Raw genomic sequence first — 24616 nt, 5'->3', positions numbered from 1 at the left:
TTGTCTCTTTTCTGGCTCGCGGGAGGGGGAGGCGGGGCGCTCAGTACCGGACATAGACATCGGCCAGCAGGTCGGCGGGCTCGGGCAGCGGGGCGGCCTTGGCGGCGACGACCGAGCTTTCGATTTCGTCGCGTACGGCTTCGTCGATCGCGTCCAGTTCCGCGTGCTCCAGCAGGCCGGCTTCAGTCACCTTCTTGCGGAACAGGTCCAGGCAATCGTGGTCGCGCTTGGCCTCGGCGACCTCGCCGGCGGCGCGATATGTCATGGCATCGCCCTCGAAATGGCCGTACCAGCGCTGGAGATGCACATGCAGCATGATCGGCCCGTTGCCGGCGCGGGCATGGGCGATGGCTTCGCCGGCCGTCTGGTAGACCGCGAAGAAATCCGACCCGTCGCATTCCAGGTAGGGCATGCCGAATCCGGCCGCGCGGTCCTTCTGCGTGCCTGCCACCGCGAAGGAGGAGCCTGTGGCCTCGCCGTAGCCGTTATCTTCCACCACGAAGACCACCGGCAGTTTCCACACCGTGGCGAGGTTGAGGCTCTCCAGCGTGGTGCCCTCGTTCGATGCGCCGTCGCCGTAGAAGGCGACCGCGATGCCGCCATCCTTCAGCGTCTTGTGCGACAGGGCCGCGCCGCACATCAGCGGCGGGCCGCCGCCGACGATGCCGTTGGCGCCCAGCATGCCGCGCGAGAAGTCGGCGATGTGCATCGAGCCGCCCTTGCCCCGGCAGACGCCGGTGCTCTTGCCATAGATCTCGGCCATCATGCCCGAGACTTCGACACCCTTGGCGATGCAGTGGCCGTGGCCGCGATGCGTGCTGGAGATGGTGTCGTTATCCGTCAGGTTGGCGCAGACGCCGACGCCCGACGCTTCCTCGCCGCAATAGAGATGGACGAAGCCGGGGATCTCACCCGTGGCGAATTCGACATGCAGCCGCTCCTCGAAATCGCGGATCGTGCGCATGGCCCGATAGGAGCGAAGCAATGTTTCCCGTGCGATCTGCATTGGAAATCTTCCCTGTTATTCCGGGGATATCGAATCCCGATATCCGTCGACACAGGGGAACGCCGATTAACTCGGGAGACAAGAAAGACTGTTATTTGAATAACGAATATGTGACTCGGTCTGTCCGCTCTGTCGCGTTCCTGCGACAGGCGGGACAGGTTAAATGAAGACAGGCTATAACCGTTCGGAAGAGACGGATGATGTTGCAGACGCCATCACCTTGGGTGGCCGGCCCCGTGCCGGCCGCCGCTGTTGCCCGGATGCAGCTTGCCGCATCGTGGCAACGCTGCGAGGGCGATTATGCCCTGGACCCGGCACAATCCGGGCTTACCGACCTGCTGTCGTGCTTCGAGCTGCGCCAGTCCTGCGACGAGGCTGGACCGCTGCTGCGGTTTGCCGATGCCGAACTGGACCGGTTGCATGTGATCGTGCGCGACATGGAATATGCGGTTCTGCTGGCCGACCGGACGGGCACCGTGCTGACCCGCCGCACCGTGCGGGACAGCGAGCGCGGCTGCCGGCGCTGGCATCTGTGGCCCGGCGCGCGGTGGAACGAGCGCGAGGAAGGGACCAACGGCATCGGGACCTGCCTGGCGGAGCGGCGGCCCGTCACGGTGCACATGAACCAGCACTGGCGGATGAATCTGCGTTATCTGACCTGTACCGCCGTGCCGGTCTATGACGCGCTGGGGCGACTGGCGGGGGCGCTGGATGCCAGTTCGTATCATCCCGACCCGGATGCCCGCGATGTTGCGCTGATCCGCAATACGATCACCGAGGCCGCGCGACGGATCGAGGCGCGTTGCTTCAGCGACCTCTATCGCGGGCACATGATCGTGACCATGGGGGCGGATGATGGAACGTCGGCCCCGCTGCTGGCGCTGGATGCCGAGCGCCGGGTCGTTGGTGCCACCCATGCCGCGCGCCGGGAAATGGGGCTGGAGGACGGTGACGAGCTGGCATTCTGCCTGATGGACGAGCGGGGGCCGGGGCGGGATGGCTTTCGCGTGGCGGAGAAGGCGGTGGTCGAGGCGGCCCTGGCCTCCGCGCGGGGCAATGTCAGCGCGGCGGCGCGGCAATTGGGGATCAGCCGGTCGACCCTGCACCGGAAGATAAAAACCCTGGCTATCGAAGCCGAATCGTAGGGGATTTCCAGGGGGGACTCCCCCCTTGGAAGCAAGGCCTTAATCGGTGGGGTCGTCCTGCCGGCCGTAGCCTTCGGCCAGCGGCCCCAAGGCGGCGTCGACTCCGAATTCGCCGGGCATTGCGCCGGCGGGGAACAGGACGTTGACGTGGCCCATCTTGCGGCCGGGCCGCGCTTCGACCTTGCCGTAATGATGCGGCAGCAGGCCCGGCGTCGCCAGGATGGCCGGCCAGAGCGCCATGTCGTCGGGGCCGACGAGGTTCTTCATCACCGCGTCGGAATGCCGGACGCCCGGAGGCAACGGCAGGCCGGTGACGGCGCGGACATGCATGGCGAACTGGTCGACCGGGCAGGCATCCATGGTCCAGTGGCCGGAATTGTGCGGACGCGGCGCGATCTCGTTGACCAGGACCCGGCCGTCGCGATCGACGAACATCTCGACACCCAGCAGTCCCACCAGGTCCAGCGCGTCGGCGATCCGCAGGGCGATCTTGCGGGCATCGTCCCGGATCGTCTCGGGGACGCGGGCGGGAGCGAGGCTGAGGTCGAGGATGCCGTTCCGGTGGCGGTTTTCCGTCACGTCGAAGGTGACCGCGATGCCGTCCAGCCCTCTTGCGACCATCACGCTGATTTCGCAGGCGAAATCCACCATGCCTTCCGCGACCAGGGGATGGGGGGCCAGCGTGTCGAAGGCGGGCTGCATGTCTTCGTCGCGATGGATGCGGCTCTGGCCCTTGCCGTCATAGCCCAGGCGGGTGGTCTTGAGGATGAAGGGCAGGCCGAGATCGGCGCGGGCGGCGGACAGGTCGGCTGGCGTGCCGACTTCACGCCATGGCGCCACGGGAATGCCGGCTTCGGTCAAAAAGCGCTTTTCGGCCACGCGATCCTGGCTGATGCGCAGGATACGGCCGGACGGGCGTACCGGGCGGAGGGCTGCCAGCAGTTCCAGCCCGTCGGCGCTGATATTCTCGAATTCGAAGGTGACGACATCGACGGCCGTGGCGAAGCGGCGCAGGGCGTCGGGGTCGTCATAGGCGCCGATGGTGATTGTGTGGGCGACCTGCGCCGCCGGGCCGTCCGGCTCGTTGGTCAGGATATGGACCCGGTAGCCCAGCCGGGCGGCGGCGATGGCGGACATGCGGCCGAGCTGGCCGCCGCCGACGATGCCCAGGACCGCGCCGGGGGGCAGGGCGGCGGGAGAGGAAGGCGCGCTCATCGAGACGGGCTGTCCGCGACCGCGTCGGTCTGGGCCTGGCGCCAGGCCGACAGCCGGCCGGACAGGCCGGTATCGTTGAGGGCCAGGATCGAGGCGGCCATCAGGGCGGCGTTGATGGCGCCCGCCTTGCCGATGGCCAGTGTGCCGACGGGCACGCCTCCGGGCATCTGGACGATCGACAGCAGGCTGTCCATGCCCTTCAGGGCGTGGGATTCCACCGGTACGCCCAGAACCGGCAGGATGGTCCAGGCCGCGCACATGCCCGGCAGATGCGCGGCGCCGCCTGCGCCGGCGATGATGACCGAGAGCCCGCGCGCGGCGGCGGTGCGGGCATAGTCGGCCAGGCGGTCGGGCGTGCGGTGCGCGGAGACGATCCGGACCTCGTGCGCGACGTCCAGCGCCTCCAGCACCGCTACGGCGTGCCGCATGGTTTCCCAGTCGGACTGGCTGCCCATGATCATTCCGACCCGAGGCGCGGCCTGGGAGGTGGAATGGGGGGAGAGGGGGGGAGGCGTATCGGTCACGCTGGTCGGCTTTCGGGACTGCGGAGAGGGGAGAGAGGGAGGTTCAGGCGATGCTGTCGGGGATCAGGCGGCTTTCCAGCCACGAGATTTCGTCCTTCAGCAGCAGCTTGCGCTTCTTCAGCCGCTGGAGCTGGAGCTGATCCATCGGATGCAGCGCCAGACGGCCGATGACGGTATCAAGGTCGCGGTGTTCGCTGCGCAGTTCGTGCAGCTTACGGAGCACGGTATCCCGGTCAGTCAGCATTGTACCCCGTCTCGCATGTGGTCGGTCACGCATTCTACCGACTCTTGCCGCGATGGCGAGAACCCGATAGCGCGCATGACCGCCTTGGTGAGTCCTGCAATTTTAGCATGCACCGCGCCAGCGTGGCTGGCCTAGGCTGTCTGCTGTCGGAAACGCAACTCGCTGGAGGCATCATGTCCCACGAACCCAGACTCCGTAGCCTGCGCCTGCGTCACGCCCGCCTCGATGACAGAATCTTCGACGAGGACCACCGACCGTCGCCGGACCTGAGCGTTCTGCGACGACTGAAGGTGGAGAAGCTGCGGATCAAGGAAGAAATCGAGCGGCTTTCTCATCCGGCGTGAGCCTGGGCGACCAGACGGGAGACGGGCGGGCATGATCTGCCCGCCCTTGCCGGTCAGTTCGCGTCTTCGCCGATTTCCAGCGGCACCGGGACGGCCTGGCCTTCGCGGGTCAGGCGCTCGTTCGCGGCCTGGACCATGGCGTTGAGGTCGGTCTGGCTGCACAGGCCCAGAATCACCGGATCGCGCGGCTTGATGTTGGCGCTGTTCCAATGCTGGCGGTCGCGCACCTTGGCGATCGTGTCCTTGGTGGTGCCGAGCAGCTTGACGATCTGTGGCTCGGAAAGCTGCGGGAAATTGCGCAGGACGAACGCGATCGCGTCGGGACGGTCGTTGCGCTTGGCGACGGGGGTGTAGCGTGCGCCCTTGGCCCGGCGATGGATCGGGTTGGGCGTGGACAGCACCTTCAGCCGCAGGTCCGGATTGGCTTCGCAGCGCGCGATGTCGTCCGGACGGACCTGGTGATTGGCGACCGGATCGTAACCCACGATGCCCTGCGCGACTTCGCCATCGGCGATGGCCTGGACCTCCAGCGGGTGCATGCCGCAGAATTCCGCGATCTGGGTGAAGGTCAGTGCCGTCTTTTCGATCAGCCACACGGCGGTGGCCTTCGGCATCAGGGGCAGTGCATTCATGATAACGGGTCCTAACTGCGCAATGGGTGGCGCCGCGCAGGCACCCGGTCCATGTCAGCGTCCCGGAACCCGGTCCACCGCTGCGTGCCTGCAGACGCGCAATGACTTGATGACCGATATGGGGCCGTTCGGGGGAGTGGGTCAAGGGCGGGCGGCGTGTCCCGGCCATGAAAAAAGGGCCGGACTTGCGCCCGGCCCCCTGTTGTGTGGACTGTGCTGCCCGAACCGCGCGGACGGTCAGGCGGCGTGTTCGGCTGGAGCCGCATCGGTGCCGTCATTGGCCACCGAAGGGGCGGGCTGGGCCGAAACGGCGGGGGCGCCGGTACCGACGGGAATGCGGCGGGGCTTCAGGGCCTCGGGCACGAAGTGCCGGACGGCGACGCGCAATAGGCCGTTCGTCAGGTCCGCGTTATCGACCACGATGTGGTCGGCAAGGACGAAGCGGCGTTCGAAGGCCCGGGTGGCGATACCGCGATGCAGCACTTCGCCCGCGGGCGCGGCATTGGCCAGACGGCCGGCCACCACCAGCGTGTTGTCCTGGACCGTGAGTTCGATATCCTCGGGGCCGAAACCGGCGACCGCCATGGTCAGGACGTAACTGTCCTCGCCCAGCTTTTCGATATTGTAGGGGGGATAGGACGGGCCCGCCGGGTTCTGGGCGGCATTGTCCACGAGGCGCGCCAGACGGTCGAAACCGATGGCGGTACGGAACAGCGGTGCGAAATCATAGGTCATGTCAACCTCCTCGACAGCAAGGTCAATTCAGCCGGCCGTATTTGGCCCCTCGACGAGCGGGCCGGAGCCTGACTGACGGAAACCCGAATGGCGTTTCCGTATCCCTGATGTGAGAAACCCCGCCCCCCGGTTCAAGGGGCAGGGTTCTGCAAACATGCCGATGTGGCGGGCGGAGGATGTTGCCCCCGCGGCCTTTACGCCTTGGCGCGGCGGCCCAGACCACCGAACTTCTTGTTGAACTTCGCCACCTGGCCCCCGGTGTCGAGCATGCGCTGCACGCCGGTCCACGCGGGATGCGACTTGGGGTCGATGTCCAGGCGCAGCGTCGCGCCGGGCTGCCCGTAGCAGGAACGGGTCTTGTATTCGGTGCCATCGGTCATGATGACATTGATTTCGTGATAGTCGGGGTGAATGCCGGATTTCATCGTCAAACCTTCATGCTGGGCCCGCCGATGCCGACCGGGGGCGTTTGCATGGGCGTATAGATGAGGCGCGGCGCGGGATCAACGCCTATCTGCCGGCGTTCCGGCGTTCCGCCGGGCTGGTTTGAAGCGATCGGCAGACGATTGCCGCATGCAACGCGGCGGCCTGTGTTTTGTTGTTCATGTGGTATCAACCGGATTGCTATCAATTCCGTGTCGGCAATGCACAAGGAGGCTCCATGTCCGTCAAGGCCCCGTCCATCCATACTCCGGGATGGGTTTCGGAATTCCGCGCCTTTCTCATGCGCGGAAACGTCGTCGACCTTGCGGTCGGTGTCATCATCGGTGCGGCGTTCACCGCGATCGTCAACAGTCTGGTCAAGGACATCTTTACGCCCTTCATCGGGTTGCTGATCGGCGGTATCGACTTCACCAACGTCTTCGTCACGCTGCGCGGGCCGCATCTGGCGACCCTGGCGGAGGCACAGAAGGCCGGCGCGGTGACGATCAATATCGGGCTGTTCCTGAACGCGCTGATCCAGTTCATCATCATCGGCTTCGTCATCTTCTGGGTGGTCAAGGCCGTGAACCGGCTGACCGTGAAGCATGAGGCCGCTCCGGCCGCTCCGCCGCCGCCGCCGCGCAGCGAAGTGCTACTGGAAGATATTCGCGACCTGCTGGCCGCGAAGAAGACCACGCCCTGAGACGGGGGCGCCGCCCTCCGCGCGGGCGGGTGGCGGCGGGCTGTCAGGCCGTCAGGCCGCCATCGACGGCGAGGCATGTGCCGGTGATGTAGCCGGCGCGGGGGCTGGCCAGGAACGACACCATATCCGCGATATCGGAGACCTTGCCGTAGCTGTCGGTGGCGGTGAAGCCGCGGATGGTGGCCGCGGCGTCGCCGTGCGCCGGGTTGAGGTCGGTGTCGATCGGGCCGGGTTCCACCACGTTGGCTGTGATGCCCCGCGCGCCCAGGTCGCGCGCCACGCCGCGGGCGAAGCCGCCCAGCGCCGCCTTGGTGGCGGAATAGAGCGAGATGCCGGGGAAGGGCGCGCGCGCGCCGAACGCCGAGCCGATATAGATCAGCCGGCCGCCGGTACCCATATGTTTGACGGCTTCCATGGTTTCCACCATCGCCGCGCGCACGTTCAGGTGCAGGGTGCGGTCGATCTGCTCCACTGTCATCTCGCCGATCGGGCCGTAGGGGTAGATCCCGGCATTGCACACCAGAATGTCCAGTCGGCCCAGGCTCGCCACGGTCTGGGTGACGGCGGCGATGTTGCCGTGGGTCGTGGCGCCGTCGGCCTGGATGGCCACCGCCCGGCGCCCGAGGGTCTCGATCGTGGCCACGACCTGGGCGGCGGCTGTGGCGTTGCTGGCGTAGGTCACGGCGATGTCGAAGCCGTCTTCAGCCAGTTTCGCGGCGATCGCGGCGCCGATTCCACGGCTTCCGCCAGTCACGAGGGCGACACGTTGGGTCATGGATCTCATCCTTGGTTTCGGGGATTGAAGGGCCGGCGCGTCGGTATGGACGATACGGCCTGAACGGGACCGATAAAGTTTCGGGTAAAAAGCCAAAGGACTACAGGGAATTTCACAGGCGCGTCATGTCCCGCCGGTCATTGACATGCGACCCCTCCATGGACCTTGCCGCTGTTCGACAGAAATCCTTGCGGGCGATATGGATAGGGTCATGACGGCGATCAAACCTAGCTTGACCGAAGAAGCCGTGATCGTGGCGCATCGCCCGGATCGTTCTTCTGGTTTTGCGGCGAGGTTGTTCGCGCTTGAGCGCAGAAGCATGAAAAATGCCATCAAGGCTTGCTTTGCCTTGCGGCGTGACCGGGTGCTGGCCCTTTTCATACTCGCGGGGTTTCTGTCATTCCTCCATTTCTGGGGAGGGAGCCAGCCTTGGCCGATGACGGCAGGGGTGGGCGGGGGCGTGGCGTGTCTGCTGGGTTTCGGGATCGAGCGGTTTCTGGACGGCCGGCTTGCCTTTCACGAAACCGATGGCCTGTTGCCTGTCGCGGCATTGCGGCGCCAAGAGCGCCGACAATACAAAATGGCGTGGCATCTGGTCGGGTTCGGCGTTGCGGCCTTCATGATGCTGGTCCTGCGCGCCGCCCTGCTGCCGGTCATCGTGCCTGGATATGTCGCGGGTGCCTTGTGTGGGCAGGTGACGCTTCATGTCGTGCGGTCGATAGCGCCGGTGAGGGCGGCGGCGGTCAGGCGGCGTGTTCTCATCTGGCCGCGTCGCTGGCTGGCCGGTTTGGGGGCGGCCGTCGTGCTGGCGCCGGTTCTCCTGCTCGTTGCGCGACTGCCCGATCAGACCGCGCGCCTGTGGTTAGCGGGGATCGGGGCGGCTGTCATCGGTCTGGCATTGACCGGCATCGATCATGCCGTGGTGCGGTTCATGGCGGGTGCCGGGCATGCGCCGTGGCATGTCATCCGCCATCACGTACGGGGGCTGGTCGCGTTCTGTGTTCCGGCCGCGCTGGTTGCCTTTCTTGCCATCGGGCCGGCCGGGGGTGGCGTATTGCTCGCCGTCTCGGGTGGGAGCCTGTTTCTCGTATCGCTGAATATTCTGGTTGCCCTGCTTTACGCTAAACAGGCGGCCTCGCTGGTCATCATGCTGACACTCGCCATGATTGTCGTGATCGCAAACATGTTGCCGATCGTGCTGCCCCTCTTCCTGATCATGCTCATCTGGCAGCTTGTCCGCCGGGCGGCGGCGCGGGCATGGATCGTCGCATGACGCCGGTCGTGTCTCTTCGAGGCGTTCGGGTCGCGCATCAGGGCAGGACGGTCGTTCACGCGGTCGATCTGGATATCCAGCGCGGTTCGTGGTTTGGCCTGGTCGGGGCGAATGGATCGGGCAAGACCAGTCTGCTCAAGGCCCTGGCCGGCCGGTTGCCGTTTTCGGGCGGGGCCTGCCTGATCGGCGGAGAGGACATGATCGCGGATCGGGCCGGGCGGGCCGAACAGTTCGGCTTCGCGCCGCCGGCCGATCGTCTGCCCGATAGTTTGCGTGCCTCCGAAATGCTTGCATTCGTTGGAGGACATCTCGACCGCGTGCGTCGGAATCTCGGCCCTCTGCGCCAGGCGCTGGGCGTGGACCCGTTGCTGGATCAATGGATCGGCAATTGCTCTGCCGGGATGAAACAGCGGCTGGCCATCGCCGCCGCCTTCGCGGGTGGGCAAAAGCTGGTCATTCTGGACGAGCCGTTCAACTGGCTTGATCCGGTTGCGATTTTCGACCTGCGCCTGGCGTTGCGTCAGATGGTCGACGACGGTCTGACACTGATCACGGCCCTGCATGACCTGCATGCACTCGTCGTGGCATGCGATGACGGGCTTATCCTTGCGAATGGAAAGAAGAGGATCGATCTCAGTCACGGCATGTTGCGGGATGCCGCGGTCGCGCCGTCTCTTTTCGAGAAGGAGATGATCGATATTCTGCGGGCGGGCGCCGCCGAATAGGAGCGGCGTCGTCCATGCGGCGAGGGCGTCGTGAGCGATCTTCCGACCTTTCATACCGGCAGACTTGTCGTCAGGCCCCGCGTGATGGCGGATCTGGACGCCTGTCTGGCGATGGATCGTGATCCGGAGGTTACGCGCTTCGTGGCCGGTCCCTGGGACGATTCCGCACGCCACGAGGCGTTCGTGCGGGAGAGGATGACGGCCGATTTCGGCCGGGGGCTCGGATATTGGTCGGTGTTCGACCGGCATGCGCCGCATTGCTTTCTCGGATGGGTGTTGCTGATCCCCTGTGATGGAAACGGCCCCGATATCGAGATCGGCTGGCGGTTCGTCCGCCGGGCGTGGGGGCGGGGATACGCGACGGAAGCCGCCCTGCCGGTTGTGGCGCATGCGTTCGGTACGCTGGGATTGGGGCGGATCGTCGCCGGCATCGCACCGGGGAACGAAGGCTCGATGAATGTGGCCCGCAAGATAGGGATGCGCCGGTCAGGGCCGAGTGAGGGGGCAGGGGTGGAGGTGGAGGCGTTGTTCGTCATGACCCGTTTCGATCATGAGGTGTTTTGAACGGGGGTCGATTCTGCTCTAGGCTCTGGCGATGACGAAAAGCTGGAACAGGATCGGGCGACGGAGGCTGGCGGCATCGCTGCTGGTGACGGCCTTTGTCGGGCTGGCGGGATGCCGGGGCGGGGCGCCCGCCGAGAGCATTCAGCCGGTGAGCAGGCTGCCGCTGCCGTTGCAGGCGTATCTGAGCCTGGATACGTATTTCATCGCCCAGGGGATGGTGAAGGGGCGGCTGTCGGATGGACGGCTGATGCATGATCAGGCGCGCGATCTGGTGGCGGCGACCCTCTATGCCCGCCAGTTGGCGGCGCGGAACATGATGCACCCGACGGTGGATGGCCAGAAGCGGGTGCAACTGGCCATCGAGATGGTACTGGACTGCGTGCAGCAGGCAAACAGCGGCGCGACAGCCGGCTGTCTGACGCCGCCGTCGGTCAGCGGGGGGGGCGGGAGTCCCGCCGCAGGCGCTTTTCACCCAGCAACAGCAGAATCGGCGCCGCGATAAAGATCGAGGACGAGGTTCCGACCACGATCCCGAACAGCATCACCCACGCGAAGCTGGACAGGCTGGCCCCGAACAGGGCCAGCGGCAGGGCCGCCAGGAACACGGTGGTGGAGGTGCCCAGCGTGCGGCTGAGGGTCTCGTTGATCGACAGGTCGATCAGTTCGGCCAGCGGCATGGTGCGGTATTTGCGCAGGTTCTCGCGCACCCGGTCATAGACCACCACCTTGTCGTTGGTGGAGTAGCCCAGGATCGTGAGGATGGCCGCGACCATCACCAGGTCGAACTCGAAATGGGTGATGACCAGGAAGCCGACGGTCTTGGTCAGGTCGAGGATCAGGGTGATGACGGCGCTGACCGCGAACTCCCACTCGAAACGGAACCAGATATAGCCCAGGATCATCAGTAGGCTGATGCCCAGCGCCAGCATGCCGTCACGGAACAGTTCGGCCGAGACCGAGGCGCCGACGGCATCGGCGCGCAGGACCTGCGCGCCCGGCAGGGTGGCGACCGCGTGGCGGACCGAATCGACCAGTGCCTGGGTGCGGGCCTCGTGATCGGCGCTGCTGGCCGGGGGCGCGTCGAGGCGGATCAGCACGTCGTCGGGGGCGCCGAAGGACTGCACGCCGGCGGCCTCGACATGCTGGGTGGCCAGCGCCGCGCGGACCTGGCCGAAATCGGCCGGGCCCTGGGTGCGGACCTCGACGACGATGCCGCCCCGGAAATCCAGCCCGAGGGTCAGGCCGGGATGGAGGAACAGGATCACGGACGCGATCGACAGCACCGCCGAGGTGGCGAGGCCCATGAAGCGGCCGCGCATGAAGTTGATTTTTGTGCCGTTGGGCACGAAGCGCAGGAGGGGGCGAGAGAACATGGTGATGCGCCTCAGACCGGCAGGACAGTGGGACGGGTGCGGGCGTACCAGCGTACCATCAGCATCCGCGACAGCAGCAGCGTGGTGAACAGCGTCGTGACGATGCCGATCATGATCGTCAGGGCGAAGTTCTGCACCGGGCCGGTACCGAAGGCGAACAGCATGATATGCGCCAGCAGCGCGGTCGCGTTGCTGTCCAGGATGGTGGAGGTCGCGCGCTCGAAGCCGGCCTGCATCGCCGCCAGGGGCGTGCGGCCGCGCGCGATTTCCTCGCGGATGCGTTCGTTGATCAGGATGTTGGCATCCACCGCCATGCCCAGGGTCAGCAGCATGCCGGCCATGCCGGGCAGGGTCAGCGTGGCCTGGAACAGCGACAGGATGGCGACCATCAGCACCAGGTTGGCCAGCAGGGCGACATTCGCGTACCAGCCGAAGCGGCCGTAGAACAGCGCCATGAAGACGATCACGAGGGCGAAGCCGATGCCCAGGCTGATCATGCCCGCGCGGATCGAGTCCGCGCCCAGCGACGGGCCGATGGTGCGCTGTTCGATGACCGACAGCGGGGCGGGCAGGGCGCCGGCACGCAGCAGCAGGGCGAGGTCGGTGGCCGACTGGGCATTGAACCCGCCGCTGATCTGGCCGTTGCCGCCGCTGATGGCGCTGCGAATGACCGGGGCCTGTACCACCTTGTTGTCGAGCACGATGGCGAAGCGGCGGCCGACATTGGCCTGCGTGGTGGCGGCGAAGGCGCGGGCGCCGATGGAATCGAAGGTGAAATTGACGGCCCATTCGCCGGTCTGCTGGTCGATGGCGGCGGAGGCGTTGGTCAGGTCCGAGCCATCGACATCGACATGATCGGCGACCGGCAGTTTCTGGTCCGGCGCGTTCATCATCGGCAGCAGGCTGACGCCGGGACCGGGCACGGCGGAGCCGAGCGCGCTGTCCTGCACCATGTGGAAAGTCATCTTCGCCGTTGTGCCGAGCAGGTGCTTGACGCGCTCCGGATCGCTGATGCCGGGCAGTTCGACCACGATGCGGTCGTCGCCCTGGCGGGTGATCTCGGGATCGACGGCGCCGGTCGCGTCGATGCGGCGGCGCACGATCTCGATCGACTGGGTGACGGCGTCGGTCGCGCGCAGGCGCATGGCCTCGGGCGAGAGCGTGACGGCGATGCTGCCATCGGGCCGCTGGGCGACCGCGAATTCATTGGGCACCGCCATGGGCATGGCGCGCAGGGCCTTGAGGTCCGCCTCGGTTTCGGAGGGGCTGCGCGGGGTGAAGGTCACGGTGCCGGCGTGCGCGTCGGTCGCGACATCGCGGTAGCCCAGGCCGGCGCCGAGCAGCGCCTGGCGGGTGCCGTCGGCCAGCGTGCGCAGGCGGTCGGCGGTGACGCTGTTCATGTCCACCTGCATCAGCAGGTAGGAGCCGCCCCGGAGGTCGAGCCCCAGGTGGATCTGGCGCCACGGCACCGTCGGCGCGGGCTGGCGCAGGGCATTGGGGAGGCAGAGCAGCACCCCCAGGAAGCAAACGGCGACGACCGAGGCCAATTTGAGCCGGCTGTAATACATCATGACTGAAAAGGGTGCTCCTTACGCTCGGCCCGGCCGGCTCCCTGTTCGCGTGTCGATGCCGGCGGAGGGCCGGCGACGCGGGAACATGCCGGGCCGGCGCGCCGGATGCAACCGCCCGACGGCTTCCGCCGCACGAAATCCTTCCGTTTCGTGGGCGTATTCGTCAGAACAGGGAGAGTTGCGGTTCCGGCGGCGGTGGGGGGGACGCGAAGCGCGTGCAGTCCAGCGGCCGCCCGCGTGTGAGCCCCAGTGCCCGGCGGGCGCGGGCGAAACGCTGGGCCAGCAGGTCGGCATGCGCGCCCTGGCCCCGGCCGCGCTGGCCGAAGGTCGAATCGTTCAGCCTGCCGCCACGCATCGCGCGGATGCGGTGCAGGACGTGGTGTGCGCGGTCGGGGTAGTGCTGGGCCAGCCAGTCCGCGAACAGCGGTGCGACCTCCAGCGGCAGGCGCAGCAGCGCGTAGCCGGCATCGCAGGCGCCGGCCCTGGCGGCGGCGCCGAGAATCGCTTCCAGTTCGTGGTCATTGAGGGCCGGGATCATCGGTGCGGCCAGGACGCCGGCGGGAATGCCGGCGGCGGCGAGGGCCGACAGGGCGTCGAGCCGCCGGGCCGGGGTGGAGGCCCGAGGCTCCATCCTGCGGGCCAGTTCGGTATCGAGCGTGGTGACCGACAGGCTGACGCGCACCAGGTTGCGCGTGGCCAATGAGGCCAGAAGGTCGAGGTCGCGCAGGATGCCGGCCGATTTGGTGACGATGGTGACCGGGTGGGAAAACCGGTCCAGCACCTCCAGGATGGCGCGGGTCAGGCCCGTCTGGCGTTCGACCGGCTGGTAGGGATCGGTGTTGGTGCCGAGCGCGATCGGGCGGACCCGGTAGGCATGATGGCGGAGTTCCCGCTCCAGCAGGCGGGCGGCATCCGGCTTGCAGGTGAGGCGGGTTTCGAAATCCAGCCCCGGCGACAGGCCGATCCAGGCGTGGGTGGGGCGGGCAAAGCAGTAGATGCAGCCATGTTCGCACCCGCGATAGGCGTTGATCGACCGGTCGAAGCCCAGATCCGGGCTGTCGTTGCGGGTGATGATGGTGCGCGCCTGCTCGAATGTGAGTTCGGTGCGCGGGGCGGCGTCGTCCGCGGCCACGCTGCCCCAGCCGTCATCGACCGGGGACGAGTGATGGCGGGCGAAGCGGTCGGGCGGCGACAGGGTGGCGCCACGCCCATGGCGGATGCCGGCCAGGGTGGACGACTCGTCGGACAGGGTGCGCGCGGCGGCGCGGGTCGGCTGTCCGGAGCCGATGCGGATGGGGGACGGGTTGGACATGGCGGGCTCCGGGACGGCGCCTGTGGCGGGTGGGCGGCATGATGGCAGGCCGGCCTTTGGCGATCAAGAACAAAAAGTGAACATGCAATCCCGCGCGGGTTGGCCGGCGGTGCCGCCTCTGGCCGATCGGGCGCGCGTGCTCTAACCCTTCGTCATCCTGAATGCGGAGAGGACACGATGGCGGGGCTGTTCGGTGGCGGAGCGACGCGGGGTGAGATGGCGCGGCAATTGCGCGTGGGCGTCATCGGCGCCGGTCATTTCGGACGGTTTCATGCGCTGAAGGTCGCCGCGTCGCCGCGTGAGCGCCTGGTGGGCATTCATGACCCGGACCAGGCGCGGGCCGCCGCCGTTGCGGCTGAGGCGGGCGGGGCCGAGGCGGGCGGGGTGCCGGCGCTGGCGCTGGACGACCTGCTGGAGCGGTGCGAGGCGGTGGTGATCGCCGCGCCGGCCGAACATCATTTCGCGCTGGCCGACCGGGCGTTGCGGGCCGGCCGGCATGTGCTGGTGGAAAAGCCGATCGCCTCGACGCTGGAGCAGGCCGACCGGCTGGCGGCGCTGGCCGTCGAGACCGGGCTGGTGCTTCAGGTGGGGCATCTGCTGCGCTATTCGGCCGAGCATCATGCCATTACCGGGCGGATTACGCGCCCGCTCTATATCGAGGCGACGCGCATCGCCCCCTTCAAGCCGCGCGGCACCGATGTCTCGGTCATTTTGGACCTGATGATCCATGATCTGGATCTGGTGCTGGCGATCGTGGACAGCGAGATCGTGGATGTCGATGCGCTGGGCGCGGCGGTGAGTTCGCAGCACGAGGATATCGCCAACGCCCGCGTCCGCTTTGCCAACGGGTGTGTGGCGGCCATTACCGCCAGCCGGATTTCGCTGAAGACCGAGCGGCGGATGCGGCTGTTCTCGGAGGAAGGTTATCTTTCGGCCGATTTCGTGAAGCGCGAACTGACGATGATCGGGCGGGAGACGGGGTTGCCGTTGCCGGGCACCGGTGGCTTCCGGCGGGAGGTCGTGCGGTGGGACGACCATGACACGCTGGCGGCCGAGCATGTGGCCTTTGCCGCCGCGTGCCTGGATGGCGCGCCCGTTCTGGTGGATGCCCAGGCGGGCCGGCGCGCGCTGGCGGCGGCGCTGGCGGTAACGGACGGCATCGCGGCGGTGCGTGCGCTGTGGGAGACCTCCGGGCTGGTCAGCCCCGGCTGATGGACGCTCAGTGGGGCAGGGTCTCGATCCGTGCCGCCATGATGAAATCGTTGCGGTGCAGGCCGCCGATACTGTGGGTTTGCAGCTTCAGGCGCACATAGCCCCAGCCGAAGGCGATGTCCGGATGGTGGTCGGCGGCTTCGGCCAGGGCCGCGATCCGTTCGACCAGGGCGTAGGCACCGGCGAAATCGGGCAGGACGCAGGAGCGCAGCAGCGTCGTGCCGTCAGGGGACAGGGTCCATTTGGGGATCTGGGCCAGCAGGCTTTCGGATTCGGCGCGCGTCAGGGCCGGCGTGTCGCGGGGACACGGGACGATGACTTCGCGGGCGAGGGCTGCGGTGGCGGAGAGGGGCATGGCGGTGTTCCTTCAGCCGCTGGTCTCTTCCACGCGGCCGGGGTGCGTGCCGCGCGCGGCGCGGGTCAGGATGAACCCAGCGATTCGCGCAGCATTTCCAGTTCCAGCCAACGTTCTTCGGCCGCCGTCAGTTCGGCCTCGGCACGGTCCAGTTTTTCCGTCGTCGCGGTGAAGGCCGCCGGGTCGCGGGCGTAGAGGCCGCCATCCGACAGGACCGTCCGCAATTGGCCGATCTTTTCCTCCAGGGTCGCGATCTGGCCGGGCAGGCGGTCCAGCGCGTGCTGGTCCTTGTAGGAGAGTTTGCGCGCCGGACCTTTGTCCGACCGCTTCTGTGCCGCGGGCGGTGCGCCTGCCTCGGGGCGCCGGTCGCGGCCCGCCGGAGCCATGCCGCCGCGCTGGGCCAGCATGTCGCTGTAGCCGCCGGCATATTCGACCCAACGTCCGGCGCCTTCCGCCAGCAGCACCGAGGTGGCCACCCGGTCGAGGAAGTCGCGATCGTGGCTGACCAGCAGCACGGTGCCGGCATAGGCGTCCAGCATCTCCTGCAACAGGTCGAGGGTTTCCAGGTCCAGGTCGTTGGTCGGTTCGTCCAGCACCAGCAGGTTGGAGGGGCGGGCGAGGGCGCAGGCCAGCATCAGCCGGCCGCGTTCGCCGCCCGACAGCGCGCTGACGGGGGTGCGCGCCTGTTCCGGGCGGAACAGGAAATCCTTCATGTAGCCGATGACGTGGCGCTTCTCGCTGCCGACCTGGACCATGTCGCCGCCGCCGCCGGTGAGGGTGTCGGCCAGGGTGCTGGCGGGGTTGAGCGTGCGGCGCTGCTGGTCGAGGGTGACGACCGACAGGGCGGTGCCGACGCGGATTTCGCCGGAATCGGGCTGGTCCAGGCCCGTCAGCAGCCGCAGCAGGGTGCTCTTGCCCGCGCCGTTGGCGCCGACGATGCCCAGCCGGTCGCCGCGCAGCACCCGCAGGTCCAGCCCGTCGATGACCGTGCGGGGGCCGTAAGCCTTGTGGATGCCCTCGGCCACTGCGACCAGCTTGCCGGACAGGCCGTCTTCGCTGGCCTGCATCCTGACGCCGCCGGGGGCGCGCACGGCGTCACGCCGGGCCTGGCGCAGGGCGGCGAGCTCGCCGACCCGGCGGACGTTGCGCTTGCGCCGGGCGGTGACGCCGTAGCGCATCCAGTCTTCTTCGCGCGCGATCTGGCGGTCCAGCTTGTGGGCGTCGCGCTCTTCCTGCTCCAGGACCTCTTCACGCCAGGATTCGAAGCGGCCGAAGCCCTGGTCGAGGCGCCGCGTGATGCCGCGATCGAGCCAGACGACGCTGCGGGAGAGGGTTTCCAGCAGGCGGCGGTCATGGCTGATGATGATCATGGCCGACGACAGGGACAGCAATTCGCGTTCCAGCCACTCGATGGTCGGCATGTCGAGATGGTTGGTGGGCTCGTCCAGCAGCAGCAGGTCGGGTTCGGGCGCCAGCGCCCAGGCGAGGGCGCAGCGCCGGGCCTCGCCCCCCGACAGGGTTGCCGGATTTTCCGCGCCCGTCAGGCCCAGTTCGCCCAGCAGCAGGGCCGCGCGGTAATCCGGCCCGTCTGGCGGGATGCCCGAGCGGACGTAGTCCAGCGTGGTGGCGAATCCCGACAGGTCGGGTTCCTGCGGCAGGTAGCGCACGGTGGTGCCGGGCTGGAGGAAGCGCGTGCCGCCGTCGGACGCCAGTTCGCCGGCCGCGATGCGCAGCAGGGTGGATTTCCCGCTGCCGTTGCGCCCGACGAGGCAGATCCGTTCGCCGGCCGAGACGCCGAAGCCGGCGCCGTTGAGCAGCGGAGCGCCGCCGAGCGTCAGGGTGATATCCTGAAGAAGAAGGAGAGGAGGCGACATGACCGGGGTTCTGGACCATGGCGAGGGCCATGCGCAAGAGCCAGCGTAAGGGGAGCCCGCATCGGGCTACCCCCCAGGGACCTTTCGAGGCGGGTTTCAGGTGATCCTGGGGCCGCCGGTGACCGCCTGGTAGGTCGCGATGGCCAGTGTCATCGGTTCGAAGGGCTTGGTGATGACGAAGGCGGGTTCGATCGCTTCGCCCGTCAGCAGCCGTTCCGGGTAGGCGGTGACGAAGATGACCGGGGCCATGTGGTGACGGAGGATGCTGGCGACCGCGTTCGCGCCGTCGCCGCCCGCGCCGAGATTGATGTCCGCGAGGATCAGGCCGGGTTTGGTCTGGCGCGCGAGTTCCACCGCATCGGCTTCGGTGGCCGTCACGCCGGCGACCTGATGGCCGCACCAGCGGACCAGATCCTCGATATCCATCGCGATGATCGGTTCGTCCTCGATGATCAGGATGGAGGTCTGGGCGACCTTGCGTAGTCCGGCGTGGGCGTGGGCAAGGATTTCGACGGCCTCGGCCTCCTCGATATCCACGACCCTGGCCGCTTGGGCGGTGGTCAGTTCTTCCAGCGATGTCAGCAGCAGGAGCTTGCGTTCCAGCACGCTCAGGGTTTCGGCATCGGAGGCCGGATTCTGCCGGAACTGGCGCGAGATCCATTGATAGAGACACTGCCGTGCCGGCATCGGTCCGGCTTCCGCGACAGCCAGTCCGCGCAGGCTTTCGGCCACCAGAAGATCGCCGCGCGGTTGACTGCCGGTCAGCGCCCGCGCGTATCGCCTGGCATAGGGAAGGGCCCGGATCAGATCCTGCCGCCGCGAGAGGGGCATTGAACGGTCAACTCCGTATGGAACAAGAAACATGTTACATTATGGATCATGACAGCGTTAGATTTGTCCGCAAGAGGAACTAGGGGTCAGGGGCGCCATTCGTTCAACGATCGTGTCGTCGTCGTGACATCGGGACGGCGGACGGGTGCTTCGTCGACGCGCGCCGGGCAGGAATCGGTGTGAACGAATGGGGGCTCGGGCTGGCGGCAGGTACCGCTCATGGAGCCGCCGCAGGGGGCATGACGGGATTTTAACGGTGGATTAGGGTTTTCTAAACGCTTCTCACGCCTTCGTCATGATTAAAACACAACCCAGACATTACACTGGCGCGAGTTTTGGCAAGAGAGGACACAGAGCAATGGCCCATAATTTCCATGACCAGGTGATCGCGATCCTCCCGCGCCTGCGTGTTCAGGCGCTGGCTCTGACGCGCAATCGAACGATGGCCGAAGACCTGGTGCAGGATGCCGTCTGCAACGCGCTGGCCGCCCAGGACAGTTTCATCCCCGGCACCAATTTTTCGGCGTGGATGCACCGTATCCTGCGCAACCGCTTCATTTCCGACCTGCGCAAGCGGCGGGAAACCACGGATATCGAGGATATCCCCGCCTCGGTGCTGGCCACGACGGCGCCGCATGAGGACCGGCTGGCGCTGAAGGATCTGGCGATGGCGCTGGACCGCCTGCCCGAAGACCAGCGCGAGGCGCTGATCATGGTGGTGCTGCATGGCATGAGCTACGAGCATCTGGCCGAGGCGACCGGATGCGCGGTCGGCACGGCCAAGAGCCGGGTCTTCCGTGCCCGCCGCCAGTTGGAAAGCTGGATGATCGGCGAAGAGCATGATTCGCCGCAGATCAAGGCGCGGGTGGCGCGCATGCGCAGCCTGCTGGCGGCGAAGACGGGAGCGCGCAAGGCCGAAGTGGCACGTTCCTGACCCATACCCGGCAACCCTTCGCTTCCCAGGCGGTTATTTCCTGAGTCGGACGGCTGGACGGTAGGTCACGGGCTGTTTTACTGTCCGCCGACATTGATACGTTCGGGATGCGGGTTTCAGTAGGGTGGGCGGGGTATTTCGTGGATCTCAGGGATCATCAATGACGTCCCGAAAGGATTCCCGTCCGAGGCGGCCGTCGAAAAGCAGCGAGACCACCCAGCGAGATGATCCGTTCGAGCTATGGCTCAAGCGCGGGCTTCATGATCTGTTCGATGGAGTTGCATCGGAGCCACTTCCCGAGGAGCTGCTGCGTCTGATCGAGGAAGACCGCAAGACCAGGGGCTAGATGGGCAAGAGTGGCGGCCGGAACAGGCCGAGGCGTGGCGCGCCATATGGTGGGTGGCTTTTTCGGCTGTTCGGGACCGTCAGCGCACGGATGATCGTGATCATCCTGTGCGCGGCGGGTCCTATGGCCATGATCGCGAGCCTTCAGGCATGGAACAGCTATCGCCACACGCTGGAGGCGCCGGTTTTCCGGGCGGATATGGCGGTCAGCCGGATCGATCTGGAAGTGCGGCACGATGTCGATCATATCGGCGCCCTGTTGTCCTCGATCAGCCGCATGTCGCTGGACGAGGGCGGGTTTGTGCGGATTTTCCAGATGGCCCGGTCGCTGACCGGGGAGTTCTATCGCCTGGCCCTGCTGGATGATCATGGGCGGGTGCTGGTCGGGGTCAATGGGAACAGGGTGCCCACTCTTCCGACCCAGGTGCCATACGACGACCTGCCGCGTTTCAGCGGTGACGTGCGGGTGGTGCCGCTCGATATCCCGGCGCAGAACGCGGGCCGGCATTCCTATATCCGGGTGACGCTTTCCACGCCGATTTCCGATTCTTCGGGCACGGTGCGGTCCGGCTTCCTGACTGCTGTCATGCCGGTGGTCTGGAGCCGCCATCATCTTCAGATCGGTGATCCCCGGCTGGATTTCATGCAGAAGAACGGGGTCATCGAGGCCTGGATCGTCGGTCGTGATCTGACGCTTTCGCCTTTATGCGATGATTGCGCCTCTCCGGGGCCGCCGCCTGCCGAGGTGCAGCGCTGGATCGGGGCCATGACGTCCGTTCAGCGTGAGGTCCGGCAGACCATGAGTGTGGGAGATGCCGCCTTCGCGTTCGGCCCGATCGAGGGCGGGGTGGCGGCATTGACGATGACCCGGCGCAATCCGGCTGAAACCCATGCGCTGGTGATGTTCGTGATCTGGCTCTTTGTCATCGTGGGGCTGCTGGGATGCTGCCTGACGATCGTGACCCAGGGTGCGAATGCGCTGCTGATCGCGCCCGTGCGCCGACTGACCGGTTCGGTCGAGCGGTGGCAGGCGGGTGGCGGCGTATTCGATGCGCAGGCGAGCTGGGTGATGCCGATCGAGATCCGGCAACTGGCGCGGGCCTTCACGCAGGCGACCCGCAGCCTGGCCCGCGACGAGCGGCGGCTGGCGCGGGCGGCGGTCAGGCAGGAACTGCTGCTGAAGGAGATGCATCATCGGGTCAAGAACAACCTGCAGATCGTCGCCTCGCTTCTGAACCTACAGGCCAATCGCATCCGGCAGACCGAAGCGCGCCAGGAGTTCGCGCAGGCGCGCGACCGGGTGCGGGCGCTGGCGACCCTGCATCGCTATCTGTATGCCGAGGGCGAATTGTTCAGCATGAACATGGAGCATTTCGTCACCGAGCTGTGTGGACAGATCATGCAGGCGGCGGGGCACGGGAGCGGCGGGCAGTTGGCCCTGTCGGTTCAGGCGGCGACGCTGGAACTGGAACCCGACCAGGCGGTGCCGCTGGCGCTGATCATTACCGAGATCGTCAGCAATGCCATCAAGCATGCCTTTGCCGACGGGCGAAGCGGCACCATTTCCGTCACGCTGGAGCGGGTGGAGCCAAGGAAGGCGCGGCTGGATATCGCCGATGACGGGATCGGGCTGGCCGGTGGATACCAGCAGGCCAAGGAGGAGCGAAGCGGGATCGGCATGCAATTGATCCGCGGTTTTGCGCGGCAGTTGGGTGGCAAGCTGGAGATTATCGAGGAGGAGGGGACGCGCTATATCCTTCTGTTCCCTCTGAAAGAGGACGAATCGGGCGATCTCGCCCGCTGAATTCGCATGGCCGGTGGCCGGATGGCGGGGCGATTCACGATCGGGAATGGGTGTCCCTGGCGGGGCGCTTCGATTATAGGTCGCGTTCATGAGCGGTGACAAAATGGTGATGCGCGCCTGGACACGGGCGCAATCGCGCCTGGGGCGCCGGCAGGCGATGCCGGTCCTGGCCTGCGGCTTGCTGGCGGGGCTGGTCGCCGTCGGCCAGGCATGGTGCGTGGCGGCGGTGCTGGCGCGGGGATTGATCGGGTCTGGCACGGCCGCGTGGCCGGGCGCCGGGCTGCTGCTGGCCGCGTTGGCCGGCCTGGCGGTGCTGCGTGCCCTGATCATGGCCGGCGGCGATATCTCTGCCGCCCGTGCCGGGCGGGGAGGGCGCCGGCGGCTGCGCGACGAGGTGCTGGGCGCCATCCTGCGCGGCGGGCCGGCCCTGCTGCGGCGGCGGCACAGCGCGGAACTGACGGCTCTGGCGGTCGACAGGATCGAGGCGCTGGACGGGTTCTTCGCGCGCTGGATTCCGGCGTCGGTGCTCTGGATCGCGGTTCCGGGGCTGATCGCGACCCTGGCCGCGCTGGTGCAGCCGGGCGCGGCGGTGATCATGATCGTGTGCGGGCTGGCCGTGCCGGTGGGGCAGGCCGTCTTCGGCATTGGCGCGGCCGTGGCGTCGCGCAACCAGTTTCTGGCCATGACGCGGTTGCAGGCCCGGTTTCTCGACCGGGTGCGCGGCATTGCCACCATCGTCCTGCTGAACCGTACCGATGACGAGGCCGGACGACTGGCCACCGCCGCCGACGAACTGCGCCGGCGGACCATGAAGATCCTGCGGGTGGCGTTTCTGTCTTCGGCGTCGATCGACTGTGCGATGGTGGTGGCGCTGGTGCTGATCGTGGTGCGGGATGGCGCCACGCTTGAGGTGCTGCGCCATGGCGGAGCCTCGGCCCCGCTCGCCGATGCGGCGGCGCGCAGCCTGTTCGTGCTGCTGCTGGTGCCGGAATTCTTCGCGCCCCTGCGTGCGCTGGCGCTGGCCTATCAGGATCGCGCCCATGCGGCCGGTGCGGCGTCCGCCATGGACGACCTGCCGGACGGAGCGGGTGCGGTGGTGGTGGCGGGCGACGTTGTACCGCAACGCGCCGAAGGCGGGGTGTCGGTGGCGTTCGAGCATGTGACCTTCGCCTGGGATGCCGCGCGCGGGCCGGTGCTGACGGATCTGAGTTTTGCCGTCCGGGCGGGGGAAATCCTGACGCTGGTCGGGCCTTCCGGTGCCGGGAAATCGACGATCATCGAAATGCTGCTGGGGTTTATCGTGCCGGGTAGCGGCCGTGTGCTGGTGGGGGGGGCGGATCTGACCGCTATGGCGCCCGCGACCCAGTCCGGGCTGGTGTCGTGGATCGGGCAGAAGCCGGTGTTGTTTGCCGGGACGCTGCGCGAGAATATTCTCTTCGCGCGCCCCGATGCGGATGAGGATGCGTTGGCCGCCGCGCTGCGCGCGGCGTCGGTCGATCGGTTTGTCGCGGATCTGCCCCAGGGGCTGGACACGCCGATCGGTGAGGGCGGGTTCGGCCTGTCGGGTGGGCAGGCGCAGCGCGTGGCGATCGCGCGGGCTTATCTGAAGGATGCGCCGCTGCTGCTGCTGGACGAGCCGACGGCGCATCTGGACCCGGAGACCGAAAGCGAAATCTTTGCCAGCCTGCGCATTCTGGCGCGGGGCCGGACGGTGATCCTGTCCAGCCATGCGGCTGGCGTGCGGGCGTTTGCCGGACCGTGCCTGGATCTGGGGATGCCGCGTTGCGTGGAACCGGGCGCGGCGCGGATGGCGCCCATCGAGGAAGGGCATGTTCATGTCTGATCGCTCCCTTTCCGGTTCGCGGATTCAGGATCGTGACGGGCTGACCCCGGTTCTGCGGGTTCTGGGGTTGTGGAAGGATCGCGCGCCGCGCCTTGTGGCGGGCGGTGTGCTGTCGCTTCTGGCCTTGGTGGCCGCGCTGGTACTGATGCGCGGGGCGGGTGCGCGCATGGGCGGGCTGGCTTTCGGCGGCGCGGTGGCCGGGCTGGTGCTGTTGCGTGGGGCGGGTGTGGCGCGCGTGGTGCTGCGGTATATCGAGCGCCTGGTGACCCATGATGCGATGTTCCGGGCTCTGGCCGATATCCGCGTGTGGTTTTTCCGTCGCCTTGCCGGTGGCGCGGCCGCCGGGCTGGGGTTTCGCCGGGCGGGCGACCTGCTGTCGCGTCTGGTGTCGGATGTCGAGGCGCTGGACGGGTTGTATCTGCGGATCATGGTGCCGCTGGCCGGGGCGTGTGTGGTGCTGCCTTTTCTGGTGATGGCGGTTCTGCCGGTCGATCCGGTGCTGGCCGTGATCGTTGGCGGGTTGTTCGTGATCGGTGCGTTCGCGCTGCCGCTGTTGGCGGCCCTGATGGGACGGCGCGAGGCCGCGATCCTGACGCAGCGTCTGGCCGACCTGCGGATCGGTGTGCTGGATCTGGTGACCGGGTTGCGTGAAATCCGCGCCTTTGGGGCCGAGGGGCGCATGTTGGCGCATGCACAGGCGCGTGATGCCGCATTGCTGCGGGGGCAGGCGCGGCAGGCGCGGCTGCTCGCGATGATGGGCGGGGCGTCTTATCTGTGCGGGCAGGCGGCGGTGCTGGCGGTGCTGGCGGCGATTCTCGGCATCGGGCTGGGACCGATACCGGCGGTGCAGGGGG

The 24616-nt window shown here is 67.3% G+C and carries 27 protein-coding genes; 13 read left to right on the top strand and 14 right to left on the bottom strand.

Going from position 1 to position 24616, the window contains the following annotated elements:
* Positions 1-40: 40 nt before the first annotated feature.
* Positions 41-1006, bottom strand: coding sequence for a thiamine pyrophosphate-dependent dehydrogenase E1 component subunit alpha (locus ABF821_RS05620; protein WP_182972938.1), 966 nt, complete (start codon positions 1004-1006; stop codon positions 41-43).
* A gap of 197 nt (positions 1007-1203) precedes the next feature.
* On the opposite strand from ABF821_RS05620, the gene ABF821_RS05615 reads away from it, so the two are divergent.
* A complete protein-coding gene (locus tag ABF821_RS05615; RefSeq protein ID WP_415529330.1) occupies positions 1204-2151 on the top strand; it encodes a helix-turn-helix domain-containing protein in 948 nt (315 codons plus the stop codon).
* Between the two features lie 39 nt (positions 2152-2190).
* Here ABF821_RS05615 and ABF821_RS05610 read toward each other — a convergent pair whose 3' ends face one another.
* The 3 genes from ABF821_RS05610 to ABF821_RS05600 form a co-directional block, all read right to left on the bottom strand.
* Positions 2191-3366 carry a 5-(carboxyamino)imidazole ribonucleotide synthase gene (locus tag ABF821_RS05610; protein ID WP_415529329.1) on the bottom strand — a complete coding sequence of 392 codons (1176 nt, stop codon included), beginning with the start codon at positions 3364-3366 and terminating at the stop codon, positions 2191-2193.
* Positions 3363-3827, bottom strand: coding sequence for a 5-(carboxyamino)imidazole ribonucleotide mutase (gene purE, locus ABF821_RS05605; protein WP_415529346.1), 465 nt, complete (start codon positions 3825-3827; stop codon positions 3363-3365). Before purE ends, ABF821_RS05610 begins: the two co-directional genes overlap by 4 nt.
* A gap of 106 nt (positions 3828-3933) precedes the next feature.
* Positions 3934-4134: a DUF465 domain-containing protein gene (locus tag ABF821_RS05600; RefSeq protein WP_182972941.1), complete on the bottom strand. Its 201-nt coding sequence runs from the start codon at positions 4132-4134 to the stop codon at positions 3934-3936.
* Between the two features lie 173 nt (positions 4135-4307).
* Here ABF821_RS05600 and ABF821_RS05595 point away from each other — a divergent pair, with 173 nt between their 5' ends.
* Positions 4308-4478 (top strand): YdcH family protein, encoded by a 171-nt coding sequence (locus ABF821_RS05595; protein WP_182972942.1) that lies wholly within the window; start codon positions 4308-4310, stop codon positions 4476-4478.
* 53 nt (positions 4479-4531) lie between these two features.
* Here ABF821_RS05595 and ABF821_RS05590 read toward each other — a convergent pair whose 3' ends face one another.
* From ABF821_RS05590 to rpmE, 3 genes are all read right to left on the bottom strand, one after another.
* Entirely contained in the window at positions 4532-5110 is a 579-nt protein-coding gene (locus ABF821_RS05590) for a DUF1013 domain-containing protein (RefSeq protein ID WP_182972943.1), read from the bottom strand.
* A gap of 237 nt (positions 5111-5347) precedes the next feature.
* Positions 5348-5845 carry an Hsp20 family protein gene (locus tag ABF821_RS05585; RefSeq protein WP_415529328.1) on the bottom strand — a complete coding sequence of 166 codons (498 nt, stop codon included), beginning with the start codon at positions 5843-5845 and terminating at the stop codon, positions 5348-5350.
* A gap of 194 nt (positions 5846-6039) precedes the next feature.
* Positions 6040-6270: a 50S ribosomal protein L31 gene (gene rpmE, locus ABF821_RS05580; RefSeq protein WP_114726912.1), complete on the bottom strand. Its 231-nt coding sequence runs from the start codon at positions 6268-6270 to the stop codon at positions 6040-6042.
* A gap of 236 nt (positions 6271-6506) precedes the next feature.
* Here rpmE and mscL point away from each other — a divergent pair, with 236 nt between their 5' ends.
* Positions 6507-6971 (top strand): large conductance mechanosensitive channel protein MscL, encoded by a 465-nt coding sequence (gene mscL / locus ABF821_RS05575; RefSeq protein WP_183010018.1) that lies wholly within the window; start codon positions 6507-6509, stop codon positions 6969-6971.
* Between the two features lie 43 nt (positions 6972-7014).
* Here mscL and ABF821_RS05570 read toward each other — a convergent pair whose 3' ends face one another.
* Positions 7015-7746, bottom strand: coding sequence for an SDR family oxidoreductase (locus tag ABF821_RS05570; protein ID WP_415529327.1), 732 nt, complete (start codon positions 7744-7746; stop codon positions 7015-7017).
* Between the two features lie 436 nt (positions 7747-8182).
* Here ABF821_RS05570 and ABF821_RS05565 point away from each other — a divergent pair, with 436 nt between their 5' ends.
* From ABF821_RS05565 to ABF821_RS05550, 4 genes are read left to right on the top strand one after another with little or no spacing between them, the layout of a single operon-like run.
* The gene (locus tag ABF821_RS05565; protein WP_415529326.1) at positions 8183-9019 is read left to right on the top strand and encodes a hypothetical protein; all 837 of its coding nucleotides are present in this window, start codon (positions 8183-8185) and stop codon (positions 9017-9019) included.
* Complete coding sequence (locus ABF821_RS05560; RefSeq protein WP_182972949.1) at positions 9016-9744, top strand: ATP-binding cassette domain-containing protein; 729 nt, start codon at positions 9016-9018, stop codon at positions 9742-9744. Before ABF821_RS05565 ends, ABF821_RS05560 begins: the two co-directional genes overlap by 4 nt.
* Before the next feature lie 30 nt (positions 9745-9774).
* On the top strand, positions 9775-10308 hold the full coding sequence (locus ABF821_RS05555) for a GNAT family N-acetyltransferase (RefSeq protein ID WP_415529325.1): 534 nt from the start codon (positions 9775-9777) through the stop codon (positions 10306-10308).
* A gap of 31 nt (positions 10309-10339) precedes the next feature.
* Positions 10340-10810 (top strand): hypothetical protein, encoded by a 471-nt coding sequence (locus ABF821_RS05550; protein ID WP_415529324.1) that lies wholly within the window; start codon positions 10340-10342, stop codon positions 10808-10810.
* Here the strand turns inward: ABF821_RS05550 and secF are convergent.
* From secF to ABF821_RS05535, 3 genes are all read right to left on the bottom strand, one after another.
* Positions 10740-11681, bottom strand: coding sequence for a protein translocase subunit SecF (secF, locus tag ABF821_RS05545; RefSeq protein WP_114726915.1), 942 nt, complete (start codon positions 11679-11681; stop codon positions 10740-10742). The genes ABF821_RS05550 and secF overlap by 71 nt on opposite strands.
* 11 nt (positions 11682-11692) lie before the next feature.
* Entirely contained in the window at positions 11693-13252 is a 1560-nt protein-coding gene (gene secD, locus ABF821_RS05540) for a protein translocase subunit SecD (protein ID WP_415529323.1), read from the bottom strand.
* 163 nt (positions 13253-13415) lie between these two features.
* Positions 13416-14564, bottom strand: a complete 1149-nt coding sequence (locus ABF821_RS05535) for a PA0069 family radical SAM protein (RefSeq protein WP_415529322.1) — start codon at positions 14562-14564, stop codon at positions 13416-13418.
* Positions 14565-14780: 216 nt separating this feature from the next.
* Here ABF821_RS05535 and ABF821_RS05530 point away from each other — a divergent pair, with 216 nt between their 5' ends.
* Positions 14781-15776 (top strand): Gfo/Idh/MocA family protein, encoded by a 996-nt coding sequence (locus tag ABF821_RS05530; protein WP_415529345.1) that lies wholly within the window; start codon positions 14781-14783, stop codon positions 15774-15776.
* Positions 15777-15783: 7 nt separating this feature from the next.
* Here ABF821_RS05530 and ABF821_RS05525 read toward each other — a convergent pair whose 3' ends face one another.
* From ABF821_RS05525 to ABF821_RS05515, 3 genes are all read right to left on the bottom strand, one after another.
* Positions 15784-16131: a 4a-hydroxytetrahydrobiopterin dehydratase gene (locus tag ABF821_RS05525; RefSeq protein ID WP_415529321.1), complete on the bottom strand. Its 348-nt coding sequence runs from the start codon at positions 16129-16131 to the stop codon at positions 15784-15786.
* 65 nt (positions 16132-16196) lie between these two features.
* Positions 16197-18005, bottom strand: coding sequence for an ABC-F family ATP-binding cassette domain-containing protein (locus ABF821_RS05520; RefSeq protein ID WP_415529320.1), 1809 nt, complete (start codon positions 18003-18005; stop codon positions 16197-16199).
* 96 nt (positions 18006-18101) lie between these two features.
* Positions 18102-18836, bottom strand: a complete 735-nt coding sequence (locus ABF821_RS05515; protein ID WP_415529319.1) for a response regulator — start codon at positions 18834-18836, stop codon at positions 18102-18104.
* A gap of 358 nt (positions 18837-19194) precedes the next feature.
* On the opposite strand from ABF821_RS05515, the gene ABF821_RS05510 reads away from it, so the two are divergent.
* The 5 genes from ABF821_RS05510 to ABF821_RS05490 form a co-directional block, all read left to right on the top strand.
* The gene (locus tag ABF821_RS05510; protein ID WP_182972956.1) at positions 19195-19770 is read left to right on the top strand and encodes a sigma-70 family RNA polymerase sigma factor; all 576 of its coding nucleotides are present in this window, start codon (positions 19195-19197) and stop codon (positions 19768-19770) included.
* Positions 19771-19930: 160 nt separating this feature from the next.
* Positions 19931-20116: a hypothetical protein gene (locus ABF821_RS05505; RefSeq protein ID WP_246401333.1), complete on the top strand. Its 186-nt coding sequence runs from the start codon at positions 19931-19933 to the stop codon at positions 20114-20116.
* A gap of 90 nt (positions 20117-20206) precedes the next feature.
* Complete coding sequence (locus ABF821_RS05500; RefSeq protein ID WP_415529318.1) at positions 20207-21919, top strand: sensor histidine kinase; 1713 nt, start codon at positions 20207-20209, stop codon at positions 21917-21919.
* An 88-nt stretch (positions 21920-22007) separates the two neighbouring features.
* Positions 22008-23762 carry a thiol reductant ABC exporter subunit CydD gene (gene cydD, locus ABF821_RS05495; RefSeq protein WP_182972958.1) on the top strand — a complete coding sequence of 585 codons (1755 nt, stop codon included), beginning with the start codon at positions 22008-22010 and terminating at the stop codon, positions 23760-23762.
* A partial coding sequence (locus tag ABF821_RS05490) for an ABC transporter transmembrane domain-containing protein (RefSeq protein ID WP_415529317.1) occupies positions 23755-24616 on the top strand: 862 nt, incomplete at its 3' end. The genes cydD and ABF821_RS05490, both read left to right, overlap by 8 nt.

The organism is Gluconacetobacter sp., assembly GCF_047721585.1.
Lineage (GTDB): Bacteria > Pseudomonadota > Alphaproteobacteria > Acetobacterales > Acetobacteraceae > Gluconacetobacter > Gluconacetobacter dulcium.
This window is presented reverse-complemented; position numbering and strand designations above follow the sequence as displayed.

What these genes read in the sequence shown, in the direction of transcription:
- ABF821_RS05620 (WP_182972938.1), bottom strand. Translation starts at nt 1,006, where the DNA reads ATGCAGATCGCACGGGAAACATTGCTTCGCTCCTATCGGGCCATGCGC.
- ABF821_RS05570 (WP_415529327.1), bottom strand. Translation starts at nt 7,746, where the DNA reads ATGACCCAACGTGTCGCCCTCGTGACTGGCGGAAGCCGTGGAATCGGC.
- ABF821_RS05500 (WP_415529318.1), top strand. Translation starts at nt 20,207, where the DNA reads ATGATCGTGATCATCCTGTGCGCGGCGGGTCCTATGGCCATGATCGCG.
- ABF821_RS05565 (WP_415529326.1), top strand. Translation starts at nt 8,183, where the DNA reads ATGACGGCAGGGGTGGGCGGGGGCGTGGCGTGTCTGCTGGGTTTCGGG.
- cydD (WP_182972958.1), top strand. Translation starts at nt 22,008, where the DNA reads ATGAGCGGTGACAAAATGGTGATGCGCGCCTGGACACGGGCGCAATCG.
- ABF821_RS05610 (WP_415529329.1), bottom strand. Translation starts at nt 3,366, where the DNA reads ATGAGCGCGCCTTCCTCTCCCGCCGCCCTGCCCCCCGGCGCGGTCCTG.
- ABF821_RS05505 (WP_246401333.1), top strand. Translation starts at nt 19,931, where the DNA reads ATGACGTCCCGAAAGGATTCCCGTCCGAGGCGGCCGTCGAAAAGCAGC.
- ABF821_RS05585 (WP_415529328.1), bottom strand. Translation starts at nt 5,845, where the DNA reads ATGACCTATGATTTCGCACCGCTGTTCCGTACCGCCATCGGTTTCGAC.
- ABF821_RS05600 (WP_182972941.1), bottom strand. Translation starts at nt 4,134, where the DNA reads ATGCTGACTGACCGGGATACCGTGCTCCGTAAGCTGCACGAACTGCGC.
- ABF821_RS05550 (WP_415529324.1), top strand. Translation starts at nt 10,340, where the DNA reads ATGACGAAAAGCTGGAACAGGATCGGGCGACGGAGGCTGGCGGCATCG.
- ABF821_RS05525 (WP_415529321.1), bottom strand. Translation starts at nt 16,131, where the DNA reads ATGCCCCTCTCCGCCACCGCAGCCCTCGCCCGCGAAGTCATCGTCCCG.
- ABF821_RS05520 (WP_415529320.1), bottom strand. Translation starts at nt 18,005, where the DNA reads ATGTCGCCTCCTCTCCTTCTTCTTCAGGATATCACCCTGACGCTCGGC.
- purE (WP_415529346.1), bottom strand. Translation starts at nt 3,827, where the DNA reads ATGATCATGGGCAGCCAGTCCGACTGGGAAACCATGCGGCACGCCGTA.
- ABF821_RS05590 (WP_182972943.1), bottom strand. Translation starts at nt 5,110, where the DNA reads ATGAATGCACTGCCCCTGATGCCGAAGGCCACCGCCGTGTGGCTGATC.
- secF (WP_114726915.1), bottom strand. Translation starts at nt 11,681, where the DNA reads ATGTTCTCTCGCCCCCTCCTGCGCTTCGTGCCCAACGGCACAAAAATC.
- ABF821_RS05615 (WP_415529330.1), top strand. Translation starts at nt 1,204, where the DNA reads ATGATGTTGCAGACGCCATCACCTTGGGTGGCCGGCCCCGTGCCGGCC.
- ABF821_RS05595 (WP_182972942.1), top strand. Translation starts at nt 4,308, where the DNA reads ATGTCCCACGAACCCAGACTCCGTAGCCTGCGCCTGCGTCACGCCCGC.
- ABF821_RS05560 (WP_182972949.1), top strand. Translation starts at nt 9,016, where the DNA reads ATGACGCCGGTCGTGTCTCTTCGAGGCGTTCGGGTCGCGCATCAGGGC.
- ABF821_RS05530 (WP_415529345.1), top strand. Translation starts at nt 14,781, where the DNA reads ATGGCGCGGCAATTGCGCGTGGGCGTCATCGGCGCCGGTCATTTCGGA.
- secD (WP_415529323.1), bottom strand. Translation starts at nt 13,252, where the DNA reads ATGATGTATTACAGCCGGCTCAAATTGGCCTCGGTCGTCGCCGTTTGC.
- rpmE (WP_114726912.1), bottom strand. Translation starts at nt 6,270, where the DNA reads ATGAAATCCGGCATTCACCCCGACTATCACGAAATCAATGTCATCATG.
- ABF821_RS05515 (WP_415529319.1), bottom strand. Translation starts at nt 18,836, where the DNA reads ATGCCCCTCTCGCGGCGGCAGGATCTGATCCGGGCCCTTCCCTATGCC.
- ABF821_RS05510 (WP_182972956.1), top strand. Translation starts at nt 19,195, where the DNA reads ATGGCCCATAATTTCCATGACCAGGTGATCGCGATCCTCCCGCGCCTG.
- ABF821_RS05535 (WP_415529322.1), bottom strand. Translation starts at nt 14,564, where the DNA reads ATGTCCAACCCGTCCCCCATCCGCATCGGCTCCGGACAGCCGACCCGC.
- mscL (WP_183010018.1), top strand. Translation starts at nt 6,507, where the DNA reads ATGTCCGTCAAGGCCCCGTCCATCCATACTCCGGGATGGGTTTCGGAA.